This is a genomic window from Xanthomonas sp. NCPPB 1826 (assembly GCF_056725285.1).
Genome location: NZ_CM161521.1, coordinates 4,132,180 through 4,148,184, shown reverse-complemented (window position 1 = coordinate 4,148,184; position 16,005 = coordinate 4,132,180). Strand labels below are relative to the sequence as shown.

General features: G+C 66.5%; 15 protein-coding genes. 13 read left to right on the top strand and 2 right to left on the bottom strand.

Annotated elements, in window-relative coordinates:
• Positions 1 to 160 precede the first annotated feature (160 nt).
• The 13 genes from AC1PLA_RS17365 (at position 161) to AC1PLA_RS17305 (ending at position 13,955) form a co-directional block, all read left to right on the top strand.
• Positions 161 to 2,044, top strand: coding sequence for a diffusible signal factor-reguated S8 family serine peptidase (locus tag AC1PLA_RS17365; RefSeq protein ID WP_016901936.1), 1,884 nt, complete (start codon positions 161 to 163; stop codon positions 2,042 to 2,044).
• Positions 2,045 to 2,173: 129 nt separating this feature from the next.
• The gene (gspE, locus tag AC1PLA_RS17360) at positions 2,174 to 3,901 is read left to right on the top strand and encodes a type II secretion system ATPase GspE (protein ID WP_029218997.1); all 1,728 of its coding nucleotides are present in this window, start codon (positions 2,174 to 2,176) and stop codon (positions 3,899 to 3,901) included.
• Between the two features lie 175 nt (positions 3,902 to 4,076).
• Positions 4,077 to 5,294, top strand: coding sequence for a type II secretion system protein XpsF (xpsF, locus tag AC1PLA_RS17355; protein WP_211920909.1), 1,218 nt, complete (start codon positions 4,077 to 4,079; stop codon positions 5,292 to 5,294).
• 123 nt (positions 5,295 to 5,417) lie between these two features.
• Positions 5,418 to 5,849, top strand: coding sequence for a type II secretion system major pseudopilin GspG (gene gspG, locus AC1PLA_RS17350; protein WP_024939118.1), 432 nt, complete (start codon positions 5,418 to 5,420; stop codon positions 5,847 to 5,849).
• Positions 5,850 to 5,859: 10 nt separating this feature from the next.
• Positions 5,860 to 6,369, top strand: coding sequence for a type II secretion system protein XpsH (xpsH, locus tag AC1PLA_RS17345; RefSeq protein WP_039525438.1), 510 nt, complete (start codon positions 5,860 to 5,862; stop codon positions 6,367 to 6,369).
• Entirely contained in the window at positions 6,366 to 6,782 is a 417-nt protein-coding gene (gene xpsI / locus AC1PLA_RS17340; protein ID WP_029218999.1) for a type II secretion system protein XpsI, read from the top strand. The genes xpsH and xpsI overlap by 4 nt, the downstream gene beginning before the upstream one ends.
• On the top strand, positions 6,779 to 7,414 hold the full coding sequence (locus tag AC1PLA_RS17335; RefSeq protein WP_016901925.1) for a type II secretion system protein J: 636 nt from the start codon (positions 6,779 to 6,781) through the stop codon (positions 7,412 to 7,414). Before xpsI ends, AC1PLA_RS17335 begins: the two co-directional genes overlap by 4 nt.
• Positions 7,411 to 8,262: a type II secretion system minor pseudopilin gene (locus AC1PLA_RS17330; protein ID WP_102253417.1), complete on the top strand. Its 852-nt coding sequence runs from the start codon at positions 7,411 to 7,413 to the stop codon at positions 8,260 to 8,262. Before AC1PLA_RS17335 ends, AC1PLA_RS17330 begins: the two co-directional genes overlap by 4 nt.
• Entirely contained in the window at positions 8,259 to 9,380 is a 1,122-nt protein-coding gene (locus AC1PLA_RS17325; protein ID WP_029219000.1) for a PilN domain-containing protein, read from the top strand. The genes AC1PLA_RS17330 and AC1PLA_RS17325 overlap by 4 nt, the downstream gene beginning before the upstream one ends.
• Positions 9,364 to 10,017 carry a type II secretion system protein GspM gene (gspM, locus tag AC1PLA_RS17320; protein WP_016901906.1) on the top strand — a complete coding sequence of 218 codons (654 nt, stop codon included), beginning with the start codon at positions 9,364 to 9,366 and terminating at the stop codon, positions 10,015 to 10,017. The genes AC1PLA_RS17325 and gspM overlap by 17 nt, the downstream gene beginning before the upstream one ends.
• Positions 10,007 to 10,798: a type II secretion system protein XpsN gene (gene xpsN / locus AC1PLA_RS17315; RefSeq protein ID WP_039510363.1), complete on the top strand. Its 792-nt coding sequence runs from the start codon at positions 10,007 to 10,009 to the stop codon at positions 10,796 to 10,798. Before gspM ends, xpsN begins: the two co-directional genes overlap by 11 nt.
• Complete coding sequence (gene gspD / locus AC1PLA_RS17310) at positions 10,795 to 13,119, top strand: type II secretion system secretin GspD (protein ID WP_481105027.1); 2,325 nt, start codon at positions 10,795 to 10,797, stop codon at positions 13,117 to 13,119. Before xpsN ends, gspD begins: the two co-directional genes overlap by 4 nt.
• On the top strand, positions 13,116 to 13,955 hold the full coding sequence (locus AC1PLA_RS17305; protein WP_481105026.1) for a glycosyltransferase family 2 protein: 840 nt from the start codon (positions 13,116 to 13,118) through the stop codon (positions 13,953 to 13,955). The genes gspD and AC1PLA_RS17305 overlap by 4 nt, the downstream gene beginning before the upstream one ends.
• A gap of 513 nt (positions 13,956 to 14,468) precedes the next feature.
• Here AC1PLA_RS17305 and AC1PLA_RS17300 read toward each other — a convergent pair.
• Positions 14,469 to 15,197, bottom strand: a complete 729-nt coding sequence (locus AC1PLA_RS17300; protein ID WP_481105025.1) for a UTRA domain-containing protein — start codon at positions 15,195 to 15,197, stop codon at positions 14,469 to 14,471.
• Positions 15,198 to 15,302: 105 nt separating this feature from the next.
• On the bottom strand, positions 15,303 to 15,878 hold the full coding sequence (pnuC, locus tag AC1PLA_RS17295; protein ID WP_481105024.1) for a nicotinamide riboside transporter PnuC: 576 nt from the start codon (positions 15,876 to 15,878) through the stop codon (positions 15,303 to 15,305).
• Between the last annotated feature and the right edge of the window lie 127 nt (positions 15,879 to 16,005).

Genomic DNA, 16,005 nt, shown 5'->3' with positions numbered 1-16,005 from the left:
GGGGGCGGGCAAGGACCGTGGCTGGGCCGGCCAACGGATTCGATGGAGTGATGGCCTTACCAGGAGTGGCTGATCGAACGCAGCGCGCTGCACCGCAGTTGCGCCGCAGTTCGGAAGCCGCTCCCAGCTGATCGACGAAAAACACGAAGAGGACTTCACCGTGATCGACAAGAATTTCCGTCTCTCCCCGCTGACCGGCGCCATCCTGATGATGGCACTCGGTGCATCGGGCACGCTCGCTGCTGCCCCGAAACTGCTGGTCAAGGAACCGACCCAGGCAGCATCGGCCGGCGCTGCGTTCAGTAGCCGCCTGATCGTGCGCTACAAGGACAACACTGCTGCCGCGACCGATCGCGCCAGCAAGCTGAGCGCGGTACAGGCCGCGGTCGGCCGTGTCGGTGCGAGCACCGGCGCACGCAGCAGCGCAGCCGCCGCCAAGGCGACGTATGTGCGCAAGCTCGGCATCGGCTCGGACCTGATCAAGCTGTCCAGCACGCTGACCACCGCCCAGGTGGACAAGGTGGTGGTCGAGCTCAAGAACGACCCGTCCGTGGCCGACGTGCAGATCGATCGCATGCTGCGCCCGGTCGACATCAAGAAGAGCGTCGCCGCCACCGACGTGACCCCGCAACTGGTGCCTAACGATCCGCTGTACGCGCAGTACCAGTGGCATCTGAGCAACCCCAACGGCGGCATCAATGCGCCGGCCGCTTGGGATCTGTCGCAGGGCGCGGGCGTGGTGGTGGCAGTGCTGGATACCGGCATCCTGCCGGGCCATCCGGACTTTGCCGGCAACCTGCTGCAGGGTTACGACTTCATCACCGATGCCGAAGTCTCGCGTCGTCCCACCGATGCCCGCGTGCCGGGCGCGCTGGATTACGGCGACTGGGAAGAGGCCGACAACGTCTGCTATGACGGCTCGGTGGCACAGGAGAGCTCCTGGCACGGCACCCACGTCTCGGGCACCGTGGCCGAGGCGACCAATAACGGCGTGGGCATGGCTGGCGTGGCGCCAAAGGCGACCATCCTGCCGGTGCGCGTGCTCGGCCGTTGCGGCGGTTACACCTCCGACATCGCCGATGCGATCGTCTGGGCCTCCGGCGGCACGGTCGCTGGCGTGCCGGCCAACACCAACCCGGCCGAGGTGATCAACATGAGCCTGGGTGGCGGCGAGCCCTGCGATTCGGCCACCCAGCTGGCGATCAACGGCGCGGTCGCGCGCGGCACCACCGTGGTGGTGGCGGCCGGCAACAGCGGCGAGGATGCGGCCAACCATTCGCCGGCCAGCTGCAACAACACCATCACCGTGGGTGCCACGCGCATCACCGGCGGCATCACCTACTACTCCAACTACGGCAGCAAGGTCGACCTGTCCGGCCCGGGCGGCGGTGGCAGCGTGGACGGCAATCCGGGCGGTTACATCTGGCAGGCCGGCTACACCGGTGCGACCACGCCGACCTCGGGAACCTATACCTATATGGGCTTGGGTGGCACCTCGATGGCATCGCCGCACGTGGCCGGTGTCGTCGCCCTGGTGCAGAGCGCGGCGATCGGTCTGGGCGATGGCCCGCTGACCCCGGCCGCGGTGGAAGCTCTGCTCAAGCAGACCAGCCGTCGCTTCCCGGTGACCCCGCCGGCCAGCACCCCGATCGGCAGCGGCATCGTCGATGCCAAGGCCGCATTGGAAGCGGTGCTGGTGGAGCCCTGCGATCCGGCCACCGAGAGCTGCGCGCCGACCGCCATCGCCCTGACCAACAAGGCCCCGCTGACCGGCCTGAGCGGTGCTTACGCCAGTTCCACGCTGTACAGCTTCGAAGCCAAGGCCGGTGCCGTGCTCAGCTTCATGACCTATGGCGGCACCGGCGATGTGTCGGTGTACGTCAGCCATGAAGCCGAGCCCAGCGCCACCAGTTACGACGCCAAGTCGACCCGCCCGGGCAACAGCGAAACCGTGCGTTTCACTGCCCCCAAGGCCGGCACCTACTACATCAAGTTGGTGGGCGCTGCCGACTACGCGAAGCTGACGCTCGTCGCACGACAGTAAGCCGTCCCATAGTGTGACCGATGCCCCCGGCCAATCACCGGGGGCATCGTTTTTCAGGGCGATTCAGATGCGTACGGTTGATCGTCGCGGCAAACTGCTACAGTCGGCGCCGGACCAGTGGAGACGAGTGTGAACGCGGTTGCCGTCGATCCAATTGAGCATCGCAGTGCGGAGACACGCATCGTCGAAGCGCTGCTTGAACGCCGTCGTCTGAAAGACACCGATCTGCTGCGCGCGCGCCAGTTGCAGACCGAATCCGGTATGGGCCTGCTGGCCTTGCTGGGCCGTCTGGGCCTGGTGTCCGAACGCGATCACGCGGAGACCTGCGCCGATGTGCTGGGCCTGCCGCTGGTGGATGCACGCCAGCTCGGCGATACCCCACCGGAAATGCTGCCGGAAGTGCAGGGGCTGTCGCTACGTTTCCTCAAACAATTTCATCTATGCCCGGTCGGCGAACGCGATGGCCGGCTGGAGTTGTGGATCGCCGATCCCTACGACGATTACGCGATCGACGCGGTGCGGCTTGCGACCGGTTGCCCGTTGCTGCTGCAGGTCGGCCTGCGCTCGGAAATCGATGACCTGATCGAACGCTGGTACGGCCAGGGCCGCAGCGCGATGGGCACCATCGTGGAAACCGCCGATGGCGATGCCAACAGCAGCGACGATATCGAAGCGCTGCGCGACCTGGCGTCCGAAGCGCCGGTGATCCGGCTGGTGAATCTGGTGATCCAGCACGCGGTGGAGCTGCGCGCTTCGGACATCCATATCGAACCGTTCGAAAGCCGGCTCAAGGTGCGTTACCGCGTGGACGGTGTGCTGGTGGAAGGCGAAAGCCCGCCGGCCAAGCTCACCGCTGCGGTGATCAGCCGCATCAAGATCATGGCCAAGCTCAACATCGCCGAACGCCGGCTGCCGCAGGACGGCCGCATCATGCTGCGCGTGCAGGGCAAGGAGCTGGATCTGCGTGTCAGCACCGTGCCCACCGCGCACGGCGAGAGCGTGGTGATGCGCCTGCTCGACCGCGAAACGGTGGTGTTCGATTTCTACAAGCTCGGCTTCACCGAAGAGTTTCTGCCGCAGTTCCGCAAGGTGCTGGAGCAACCGCACGGCATCATGCTGGTGACCGGCCCGACCGGTTCGGGCAAGACCACCACGCTGTACACCGCGTTGAGCCAGCTCAACACCTCGGATGTGAAAATTATCACCGTCGAAGACCCGGTGGAATACCAGATCGAAGGCATCAACCAGATCCAGGCCAAACCGCAGATCGGGCTGGATTTCGCCAACGCGCTGCGCAGCATCGTGCGTCAGGATCCGGACATCATCATGATCGGCGAAATGCGCGATCTGGAAACCGCGCGCATCGCGATCCAGTCCGCGCTCACCGGCCATCTGGTGCTGTCCACGCTGCACACCAACAACGCCGCCGGCGGCATCACCCGTCTGCTCGACATGGGTGTGGAAGACTATCTGCTCACCTCCACCATCAACGGCATCCTGGCGCAGCGCCTGGTGCGCAAACTCGACCTGGCCAACGCCGAGCGTTATTTGGCATCGCCGGAAGAAATCGAACGCTTCAACCTGCGCCGGCTGCAACCGGACGGCGAGATTTACCTGTATCGTCCGCGTGCCTCGGCTGCCGCGCCGACCGGTTACCTGGGCCGCACCACCATCGTCGAATTCCTGGTGATGAACGACGAATTGCGGCGCGCGGTGATGCGCCGCGCCGGCATGGGCGAGATCGAACAACTGGCGCGCAAGGCCGGCATGCGCACCATGTACGAGGACGGCCTGTCCAAGGCCTTGCGCGGCGAAACCACCATCGAAGAAGTGCTGCGCGTGACGGAGGATGCGTGAGAGTCAACGGAGCCACAGCGAGCATCGGATGCTCAGGATCGGAAGATAAGCAGGGCAAGGTCCCGGTAACGCGTCGCGCACGCGCACAGCTGCGCCCACTCGCGCCAACGCAGCGCAGGCTCCTGCTTTTCCCGATTCCCGATTCCCGATTCCCCACTCCCGGCCGTCCAGCCTGATGCCCCTGTACCGCTACAAAGCGCTCGACGCCCATGGCGAAATGCTCGATGGCCAGATGGAAGCGGCCAGCGACGCAGACGTTGCGCTGCGCCTGCAGGAGCAGGGCCACCTGCCGGTGGAAACGCGTCTGGCCACCGGCGAAAACGACTCGCCGTCGTTGCGCATGCTGTTGCGCAAGAAGCCGTTCGACAACGCCGCGTTGGTGCAGTTCACCCAGCAGTTGTCCACGCTGATCGGGGCCGGCCAGCCGCTGGATCGTGCGTTGTCGATCCTGATGGATCTGCCCGAAGACGACAAAAGTCGGCGCGTGATCGGCGATGTGCGTGACACCGTGCGTGGCGGCGCGCCGCTGTCCTCGGCACTGGAACGCCAGCACGGGCTGTTTTCCAAGCTCTACATCAACATGGTGCGTGCGGGCGAAGCCGGCGGCAGCATGCAGGACACGCTGCAGCGCCTGGCCGATTACCTGGAGCGCAGCCGTGCGCTGCGCGGCAAGGTGATCAACGCACTGATCTATCCGGCGATCCTGCTGGCGGTGGTGGGCTGCGCGCTGCTGTTCCTGCTCGGCTATGTGGTGCCGCAGTTCGCGCAGATGTACGAAAGCCTGGACGTGGCCTTGCCGTGGTTCACCCAGGCGGTGTTGAGCGTGGGCCTGCTGGTGCGCGACTGGTGGCTGGTGCTGATCGTGGTGCCGGGCTTGCTGGGGCTGTGGCTGGATCGCAAACGCCGCAATGCCGCGTTCCGTGCCGCGCTGGATGAGTGGTTGCTGCGGCAGAAAGTGGTCGGCAGCCTGATCGCGCGCCTGGAAACCGCACGGCTGACGCGCACGCTGGGCACCTTGCTGCGCAACGGCGTGCCGCTGCTGGCGGCAATCGGCATTGCGCGCAACGTGATGTCCAATCTGGCGCTGGTCGAGGATGTCGACGCCGCGGCCGATGACGTCAAGAACGGCCATGGCCTGGCGATGTCGCTGGCACGCGGCAAGCGCTTCCCGCGGCTGGCCCTGCAGATGATCCAGGTCGGCGAAGAATCGGGCGCCCTGGACACGATGCTGCTCAAGACCGCCGACACCTTCGAGCTGGAAACCGCGCAAGCCATCGACCGCGCGCTGGCCGCGCTGGTGCCGTTGATCACGCTGGTGCTGGCCTCGGTGGTGGGGCTTGTCATCATTTCGGTGCTGGTGCCGCTGTATGACCTGACCAATGCCATCGGATAACGTGGCGTTGGATTCACAACAACTTTCCGGTGACCGCGCGACACCCATGCGGGAACCATTGCAATGCCCGCCGTGTCATCTTCTGGCGGCAGCATCTTTCATCGACGTGCAAGGAAATCGTTCATGATCAAGCGCTCCATCACCCGTAGTCCGTCGCGTGCAGGCCAGGCCGGCATGAGCCTGCTGGAAATCATCATCGTCATCGTCCTGATCGGCGCGGTGCTGACCCTGGTCGGCAGCCGTGTGCTCGGTGGTGCCGATCGCGGCAAGGCCAACCTGGCCAAATCGCAGATCCAGACCCTGGCCGGCAAGATCGAGAATTTCCAGCTCGACACCGGCAAGTTGCCGAGCAAGCTCGATGACCTGGTGACCCAGCCGGGCGGCAGCAGCGGCTGGCTGGGACCGTACGCCAAGCCGGCCGAACTCAACGACCCGTGGGGCCACACCATCGAATACCGCGCGCCCGGCGATGGCCAGCCGTTCGATCTGATCAGCCTGGGCAAGGACGGCCGCCCCGGTGGCAGCAGTTACGACGCGGACATCAAGTACCAATAAGCCGTTCGCCATGCGCGTTGCGTGTCAGCCGTTGCGTCATCCGCATGGAGTGGTCGGCCCTGGTCGTCCCCGCACGCGTGGCAGTTCGTTGCTGGAGATGTTGCTGGTCATCGCCCTGATCGCGATGGCCGGCGTACTGGCCGCCGCCGCGCTCAATGGCGGGATCGACGGCATGCGCCTGCGCACCGCCGGCAAGGCGATCGCCTCGCAGCTGCGCTATACGCGCACGCAGGCGATTGCCACCGGCACGCCGCAGCGGTTTCTGATCGATCCGCAGCAGCGCCGCTGGGAAGCACCCGGCGGCCATCACGGCGATCTGCCGTCGTCGCTGGAGGTGCGTTTCACCGGCGCGCGGCAGGTGCAGTCGCGGCAGGATCAGGGCGCCATCCAGTTCTTCCCCGATGGCGCCTCCACCGGCGGGCGCATCGATCTGCGCGTCAAGGACGCGACCTGGCGCGTGGACGTGGGCTGGATCACCGGCGAAGTGCGTTCCGGCCAGTTGCGGACGCCGGCGCCATGAAGCGCCAGCGCGGTTACACGCTGATCGAGGTGATCGTCGCCTTTGCGTTGCTGGCGCTGGCGTTGAGCCTGTTGCTGGGATCGCTGTCCGGTGCCGCGCGTCAGGTGCGTGCGGCCGACGAGAGCACGCGCGCCACCTTGCATGCGCAGTCGTTGCTGGCAGCGCAGGGCATGGATAAGCCGCTGGTGCCCGAGCAGCAACAAGGCACCTTCGAAGACGGGCATTTCCGCTGGTCGATGGATGTGCGCCCGTACGACGAACCACGACGCAATCCGCAGGCGCCGGTCTCCCCCGGCGCGCACACGCTGCTGCAGCTGACCCTGGTGGTGCGCTGGGGCGAGCAGCCCAACCAGGTCCTGCAGTGGCGCACCTTGCGGCTGGTGGCTGCGGCGCAGCCGGGCAGCGCGCCATGAGTCGCTCGCGCAGTGCCGGCTTCACCTTGATCGAAGTATTGCTGGCGACGATGTTGCTGGTCGGCGGGCTGGCATTGGCGTTTGCCACCTTGCGCTCGGCCAGCGCGGTCAGCCAGCGCGGCGAGGCGATCGCCCAGCGCAGCGAACGCGTGCGTGCGGTGGAAGAATTTCTGCGCCGGCGGCTGGCGGCGGCACTGCCGATCGCGATGGGCATCGACCCGCAGAGCCAGCAGCCGATGCTGTTCATCGGCGAGCCGCAGCGTCTGCGTTTTGCCGCCGATGTACCGGATTACCTGGGCCGCGGCGGGCCGTACCTGCACGATCTGTCGGTGGCCGGCGATGGCGAACAGCGCACGCTACGGATCGCATTGACCATGCTGCAATCGGGCAAGTCGATCGAAGAGGGCACCACGCTGCCGCCGGAAACACTTGCCGAAGACGTGCAGCAGGTGAGCTTTCGGTATCGCGGCATGGATCCGCAGAGCGGCCGCCTGAGCGCATGGTTGCCGCAGTGGGAATGGCACGACCGTCTGCCGTTGCTGGTGCGCATCGAGATCCGTAGCGGCGGTGCCGCCTGGCCGCCGCTGGTGGTGGCCTTGCCGCAATCCAGCAACCCGGGAGCAGGGCAATGAGCGCAATGCGCGGTGCCGCGCTGGTGTTGGTGCTGTGGCTGATTGCGCTGCTCACCGCGATGATCGGCGCATTCGCGCTGACCGCGCGGGTGGAAGCACTGCAGGGCAGCATGCTGCGCAATGGCGCGCAGGCGCAGGAATATGCGCGCTCCGGGCTGGAATACGCATTGTCCCGCCTGCAGAGCACCGACACCCAGGCACGCTGGCTTGCAGACGGCCGGCGCTATCGTTGGCAGATGGACGATGCCACGGTGGAGATCCGCATTACCGACGAAAGCGGCAAGGTGGACTTGAACATGGCCGAGCCCGCGCTGCTGGCCGGCCTGATACGCGCGGTCGGTGGCGAACAGGGCCGCGATACGCGCATTGCCGGTGCGATCGTCGACTGGCGCGATGGCGATTCGCTGAGCCAGCCCGGCGGCGGCGCGGAAGATCGCGATTATGCCGATGCCGGATTGCCGTACGGCGCCAAGGATGGCCCGTTTGAAACGCTGGGCGAGTTGCGCCTGGTGCTGGGAATGGATGGCGAGCTGTATCGCAAGCTATTGCCCAACCTCACCCTGTACAGCGGACGCTCGCGCCCCGAAGCGCGCTTTGCGCCGGGCCCGGTGCTGACCGCGATGGGCCTGGATGCGCGGCAACTGCTGGCCCAGCGTGACGCGCCGCCGGGTTTGCCGGGCAGCGAGGCGACGGTCGGTGGGTCGGACACTTATAGTATCGAGAGCCGGGCGCGACTGAGTCAGGGACGCGAGGCTGTGTTGCGGGCGGTGGTCTCCACCAGTGCGTCCGCATTACCTGGGTCGGCATATACCGTGTTGCGTTGGGAAGAGGGAGCAGCAGTGCAATGACCGCATGGCGGGACACCTTGGGTCGTATCGGCGTACGCGCCATGCCGGGAGCCGGAGGCTTCTGGCGTTGGTGGCAACAATCGCTGCTGGCCTGGCTGCCGCAGCGCTGGCAATGGCAGTTGGGCCTGTCGCCGTCGCGGCTGTTGTTGCAGCCCGATGGGCAGGCATTGCAGTTGCTGCGTCAGCGCGATCACAGCAGCGAGACCATCGCCAGCCTGCCGTGGCCGGTGCAGCCGCAGGAAGTCCATGCCTTGTTGCCGACCGCGCTGGAAGGCCTGCCGCGGCATTGGCTGCTGCCGGCCGCGCATGCCTTGCGTCGTCCGTTGCGCCTGCCTGCTGCGGCAGCGGCGCGGCTGCAGGATGTGGCGCGCTTCGAGATCGATCGGCAAACCCCGTTCACTGCCGACCAGGTGTACTTCGATGCGCGCGTGCTGGACGTGCGCGAGGACGGCCAGCTCGATGCCGAACTGGTGGTGGTGCCGCGGCGCCTGATCGATGGCCCGGACGGCGTGCCCGACGCATGGGCCAGCGCCTTGTCCGGCATCGATGTCGCCAATGCGCAGGGCCTGCCACTGGGCGTGAACCTGCTGCCGCCGGCGCGGCGGCTGCGGCGCAGCGACCCGATGCAGCGCTGGAATCTGTTGCTGGCCGCCGCCGCACTGGTGCTGCTGGCCGTGGCCGGCTGGCTGCTGCTGGACAACCGCCGCCAGGCCGCCGACGACTTGCGTGCCAAGGTGCAGGCCAACGCCGCGCGTGCGCGCCAGGTCGCCGCCGAACGCCAGCAATTGCTGGATCTGGTCGAAGGGGCCAACTTCTTCCAGCAGCAACGCGCCACCCGCCCCACCTCGGTGGAAATCTGGGACGAACTGAGCCGGCGTCTGCCGGGCGGCACCTACCTGGAAAAATTCTCGGTCGAAGGTGGGCAATTGCAGTTGATCGGCTTGAGCAACGAAGCCTCCTCGCTGGTGCGGCGCCTGGAAGGCTCGCCGCTGTGGCGCACGCCCTCGCTGACCGGCGTGTTGCAGAGCGATGCCGGTCGCAACGTCGACCGCTTCACCATCACCGCCGAACTGGCCGGCCCCGATGCCAAGGAGGCGGCCGATGCCACGCAGCGTTAAGCGCGATCGCTGGATCGCTTTGGGCCTGCTGTTGCTGGTGATCGGCGTGGCCTATCTGGTGCTGGTGCACCCCTGGTTCACCCAGCCGATGATCGCGGTGCAGGACGACCTGCAAGCGCTGCGCGAGCGCGAGCTGCGCGTGCGCGTGCAACTGCAGCAGGCGCCGGAAGTCAGCAAACGGCTACGCCAGGCGCGCCAGACCCTGGAAAGCCGTCCGGGCTTCCTGCCGGAAACCTCGGCCGAACTGGCTTCGGCCGGCCTGGTGCAGCGGCTGGAACGCGCGGTGGTGGAAGCCAGCCCCGGCAACCGCAGCTGCGCGATCAGCAACCGCTCGCCGCTACAGCCGGAAAGCAAGGACCGCTTCACCCGCGTTGCGGTGCAGGTGCGCCTGCGCTGCGGCACGCCGGAGCTGGCCTCGGTGCTGTACAGCCTGGAAAACGGCACCCCGCGCCTGTTCGTGGACAACCTCAACGTGATGGCGCAGCGCTACCAACTCTCGCCCAACGAAAGCGGTAACGGCCTGGACATCGCCTTCGAACTGGCCGGCTACCTGCGCCCTGGCGCCAGCGCCGCGCCGTTGAACACCGACGCCGCGCCCGCCGCCCCCGACGCCGCGGAGGCCAGCAATGCGCCTTGACATGATCGGCCTGCGCACCTGGCTGCTGGCCACCGTGGTCGGCTGGGCGCTGCTGGTGTGCGTGCTGGCGGTGGCCGGGCTGGGCAAGCGCGTGGAGCTGCTGCCGGACGACCCGGCGCTGGTGCAGCGCCTGCCCACCTTGCCGGCACCGGCGCCGGAACGGCTGGGCGCGTTCGAAAAATATTCGGAGATCGCCGCGCATCCGGCCTTCGCCGAAGACCGCCTGCCGCATCCGTTCTTCCTGTCCGGCAATGACGGCAGCAGCGCCGCCTCGACGGTGCGCCTGACCGGCGTGCTGCTGACGGACAACTTCAAGATGGCCACGCTGACGCTGGATCCACAGGATTCGGTGCGTGTGCAGCTGGGCGGCGAAGCGGTCAAGGGCTGGCGCCTGCTCGCCCTGCAGCCGCGCAGCGCAACCATCGAAGGCCCCGGCGGCACCCAGACACTGGAGCTGCACGTGTTCAACGGCCTGGGCGGGCAACCGCCCACCGCCAATGCGGGCGCGCGCGGCGCTGCCGGCGCCATGCCGCCGTTGCCGTCGCCCGATGCCGCCGCGGCCGCACCGACGCAGCCGCCGCAGACCCAGCCCGCCACGCCGCCACAGCAGCCCGGTGGGCAGACACCGCCGACGGTGCCGCCGCAGCGCAGCGATGGCGCCCAGGAAGCCCCACGCCCCTCCGATGATCAGATGCGCGCCATCCGCGAACGTATCGAAGCCCGACGCCGCCAGCTGCAACAGCAGCGCCAGAGCGGCTCTACCCCCGGTCAGACCCAATGAGTGAACGCATGACGCAGCGCCTGTTTCCCGTGTCCCTGCTGATCGGCCTGCTGGCCGGTTGCGCCACCACTCCGCCGCCGGACGTGCGCCGCGACGCGCGCCTGGACCCGCAAGTCGGCGCCGCCGGCGCCACCCAGACCAGCGCCGAGCAACGCGCCGAGGGCAATGCCAGCGCCAAGCCCACCCCGGTGATCCGGCGTGGCAGCGGCACCATGATCAACCAGAGCGCGGCGAGCGCGCCGGCACCGACGCTGGGCATGGCCAGCAGTGGCAGCGCCACCTTCAACTTCGAAGGCGAATCGGTGCAGGCGGTGGTCAAGGCGATCCTGGGCGACATGCTCGGGCAGAACTACGTCATCGCCCCCGGCGTGCAGGGCACCGTGACCCTGGCCACGCCCAATCCGGTCTCGCCGGCGCAGGCCTTGAACCTGCTGGAAATGGTGCTGGGCTGGAACAACGCGCGCATGGTGTTCAGCGGCGGCCGCTACAACATCGTGCCGGCCGACCAGGCGCTGGCCGGTACCGTCGCGCCCAGCACCGCATCGCCGTCGGCCGCGCGCGGTTTCGAAGTGCGCGTGGTGCCGTTGAAGTTCATCTCCGCCAGCGAAATGAAGAAGGTGCTCGAGCCCTATGCGCGCCCGAACGCCATCGTCGGCACCGATCCCTCGCGCAACGTGATCACCCTGGGCGGCACCCGCGCCGAGCTGGAGAACTACCTGCGCACCGTGCAGATCTTCGACGTGGACTGGCTGTCCGGCATGTCGGTGGGCGTGTTCCCGATCCAGTCCGGCAAGGCCGAAAAGGTCTCGGCCGATCTGGAGAAGGTGTTCGGCGAGCAGAGCAAGACGCCCAGCGCCGGCATGTTCCGTTTCATGCCGCTGGAAAACGCCAACGCGGTGCTGGTGATCACCCCGCAGCCGCGCTACCTGGACCAGATCCAGCAGTGGCTGGACCGCATCGACAGCGCCGGCGGCGGCGTGCGGCTGTTCTCGTACGAGTTGAAGTACATCAAGGCCAAGGATCTGGCCGACCGCCTGTCGGAAGTGTTCGGTGGGCGCGGCAACAACAGCGACTCCAACGCCTCGCTGGCCCCGGGCTCGGAAACCAGCGTGCTTGGCGGCGTAGCCGGCAACCGCGACAGCAGCATGGGCGGCAGCTCGGGCACTACCGGCGGCAGCATCGGCGAGAGCAGCGATGGCAGCTCCTCCGGCAGCAGCTTCGGCGGCAGCAGTGGCAGTGGCAGCAGCAGCGGTGGACTGGGCAACGGCAGCCTGCAACTGTCGCCGCGCAGCAACGGCAATGGCGCGGTGACGCTGGAAGTGGCAGGCGACAAGGTCGGCGTGTCGGCGGTGGCCGAGACCAATACCTTGCTGGTGCGCGCCACGCCGCAGTCGTGGAATTCGATCCGCGACGTCATCGAAAAGCTCGATGTGATGCCGATGCAGGTGCATATCGAAGCGCAGGTGGCCGAGGTGAATTTGACCGGTGCGCTGAGTTACGGCGTTAACTGGTATTTTGAAAATGCAGTAAATGCACCAGCAACCGCGACCGATGGCGGTCTGACCAATGGAACGGGCATCGGTCTGGGAGCTGGTCTTGCAAATGCAGCGGGACGTAACATCTGGGGTGACATTGCCGGGAAAGTCGGTAGTGGAGGGGTTGCTTGGAGTTTTCTAGGGAAAAACGCTGCTGCGATTATCACTGCGCTCGATCAAGTAACTAACGTTCGCCTGCTGCAGACGCCTTCTGTGTTTGTGCGCAACAATGCCGAAGCGACGCTCAATGTCGGTTCGCGTATTGCCATCAATTCGACGTCCATCAATACCGGGCTCGGTAGCGACAGCAGCTTCTCTTCGGTGCAATACATCGACACCGGTGTGATCCTGAAAGTACGGCCGCGCGTCACGAAAGACGGCATGGTATTCCTAGATATCGTGCAGGAGGTCAGTAGTCCAGAGAATCGCCCTGCTGCTTGTCTTTCTGCGACAGCAACAGTCAATGCGGCTGCCTGCAATGTCGATATCAACACGCGTCGCGTCAAGACAGAAGCAGCCGTGCAGAGTGGTGACACCATCATGTTGGCGGGCTTGATCGACGACAGCACAACTGACGGTAGCGACGGTGTGCCGTTCCTGAGTAAATTGCCGGTGGTCGGCGCTCTGTTCGGGACAAAGACCAAAGATTCTCGTCGCCGCGAAGTCATCGTGTTGATCACCCCGTCGATCGTGCGCAACCCGCAGGAAGCGCGCAATCTCACCGACGAATACGGTCAGAAGTTCAAGGCCATGGAGCCGCTGAAACCCAGCCAGAAGCCGCAATGAGTGCGGCACTGCCCGTCGTGCTGGTGCCGGTCGGCACCGACGACGAGGCCCTGGATGCCTGTCTGGGCGCACTGGATGCCGCCACGCCCGCCGGCACGCGGGTGTGGCTGGCCGACGACGCGCAGGCCGGCCCGCGTGGCCGCGCGGTGATCGCGCACTGGTTGGCGCGCACGCGGCTGCAGGCCCATCACACCCGTCGTCAGCGCATGCTCGGCGAGGTGGCCCATCTGGACGAAATGCTCAGCGGCTGCGGCGATGCCGATGTGGTGGTGCTGGGTGTGGATGCCTGCCCGCTGCCGGGTTGGTTGAATCAGCTCGATGCCTGCTTTGCGCGCGATGCGGCGATTGCCACCGCCACCCCGTGGAGCAATGTGGGCGAAGCCTGCAGCTGGCCACGCCTGGGCGAACTCAATCCGATGCCCGCCGCGCCGGAGCGGCTTGCCGCTGCGTGTGCGGCGATGCCGCCACTGCATCCGGAACTGCCGTCGGCAATCGGCCACGCGGTGCTGCTGCGCGGCAGCGCGCGGCGTAAGGCCGGCGGCCTGGACGCCAGCAGCTATGGCTCCTGGTATGCGGCACTGGTGGACCTGAGCCTGCGCATGGCTGGGCTGGGATGGTGCAATGTGCTGTGCGATACCGCCTTTGTCGCCTCGCCGCACGAAGGCCGCCCTGCCGATGGCGACATGGATGCACTGGCCACACGCTGGCCGGCCTGGCACGCACGCCTGGCCAACTTCCTGATGCACGACCCGCTACGTGCGCAACGCGATCAACTCTCGCAGTTGCTAGCCGATTTACCGCCGCCGGATCCACAACGCAGGCTATTTGACGCGTAGAACAGCTGCCAAAGCAGCATGCTCACCGTCAGGCGGGCGCAGCCGCTGTTCGGTGGACTCGTACAGTGCAGTTCTTGAGCGCTGTCCTATGCAACCTGACGACTACTCGCCCTGCGGTGAGTGCAGTGGCTTTGTCGGCCCTATGTTGATGGATGCTAAGGGAAGTCCAGGTCAAACGCCGAGTGGGTCGAGGGCGCGGTGCCCTCACCGCTCGCGGGATACGCCGTGAACCCGTCCCTGGGGGCTCGGTGGCGGCATCCATGCCGCCACACGGTCCAGCAATCGGCGAGGCCACCGCACCAGAGAGTGAGTCGGTTGCTTTGTTGAAAACATGCCCACCGACCATCTCGACTGGTCCTTGCCCGCCCACCGTCGCGGGACCTTACGCGGCATGGATGCCGCGTAAGAGCTTACAAGGACGTACTTGCAGCGTGTCCTGCGATGGTGGGCGGGCAAGGGCCCTGCAGCCAGGCCGCAGGGCAGTGACTGACGTGACGTCGTCTTGTTAGCCGCTCAAGAAGCCGACCGCATCGGTGCCTCGGTGCGTACCACCACATCCAGCGCATCGTGGCGCCAGGATTCGATATCCAGTTCCACCGCGCGGCCGTCTTCGGCGAAGCTGATCCGCTGCAGCCGGAAGCAGGGTGTGCCGGTGGTGGACTGCAGCAACAGGGCTTGCGCGGCATCCAGCCCGGCCGGATGCATCGACAATTGTGCGCGGCTCAGGAATAGCCCGAGTTTCTGGTTGAACACGCTCGACAGCGAGCCGGCCAGGTCGTGTTCCATCAGGCCCGGCGCCCAGGCGGCCAGCACCACGTTGGTTTCCAGCAGCACCGCGCGGCGGTCGATCCAGCGCCGGCGTTGCAACACGAAGACTTCGTCGTACGGCGTCTCCAGCCGTAGCGCGGCCGCGTAGACAGCCCCCGCTGCCTGCCGGGTGGCACTCAATAGCTCGGTGCGCGGTTTGCGCCCTTGCGCCGCCACGTACTGCATGAAACCGGCGATGCTGGTGGGGTCGTAGCGCACGCGCGGTGCGCTGACGAACCAGCCGCGCCGGTTCTCGCGGTAGATGCGGCCCTGCGCTTCCAGTTGCTGCAAGGCCTCACGCAAGGTGATGCGGGTGCAGCCGAAGCGTTCGGCAAGCTCGCGCTCCACCGGCAGGCGCTGATCCGGGCCCCATTCGCCCGCGGCGATCTGCGCGGAGACGATTTCGGTGATGGCGTGTTGGCGCGACGCGCTCATGCGGCGACCTGCCGATGGTGGCTGCGGCGCAGATGCAAGGCAGGCGGATAAGAGAGGTGCATGCAGCGATGGTAAAGAAGAACGCGCCCGCAAACTGCAGGTGGCTCAGGCAAGGCCCGCCGGGTTCTGCTGCTGTTGGGTTTTCCAGCTGCGCCATCCATACAGCGCCAGCAGTACGAAGCCTGCATACAGCAGTGCGGTGGGATACAGCCCCTTGCTGACGAACACGCCCACGTAGACGCAATCGAGCACGACCCACAGTATCCAGTTGGCGATGCGCTTGCGTGCGGCCCAGACGCTGGCGACCAGGCTGAAGCTGGCCAGCGCCGCGTCCAGCCACGGCAGTGCGGCATCGGTGCGGTGATGCATGTAGGCACCGAGTGTGGCAGCGAACACGGCACCGATGCACAGCGAGATCCACAGCTCCGCCTGCGGCATCGGCAACGGGCGAATGCGTGTCTGTGTGGCCATCCCGCGCCGCCACTGCCACCAGCCGTACAACTGGGTCAGCACGTAGACGCCTTGCAGCAGCATGTCCGAGTACAGCTTCCACTGATAGAACAGCCAGGCATACAGCGCCACCGCGACGATGCCGACCGGCCAGCACCAGCGAATGCGCCGCGCGGTCAGCCAGACACCGAGCAGGTTGATCACGACGGCGGCAGATTCGAGCAATGACATGGAAGGTCTGGGGAGGATGTCTGATGGAAGAGGGATCGAGGGCAGGGACGCAGAACAGTTCAACGCGATCGTGCAGGCAGGCCGAGCGCGTTCACCGCCTGTAGCCGATACCTGCAGCGCACGCGGC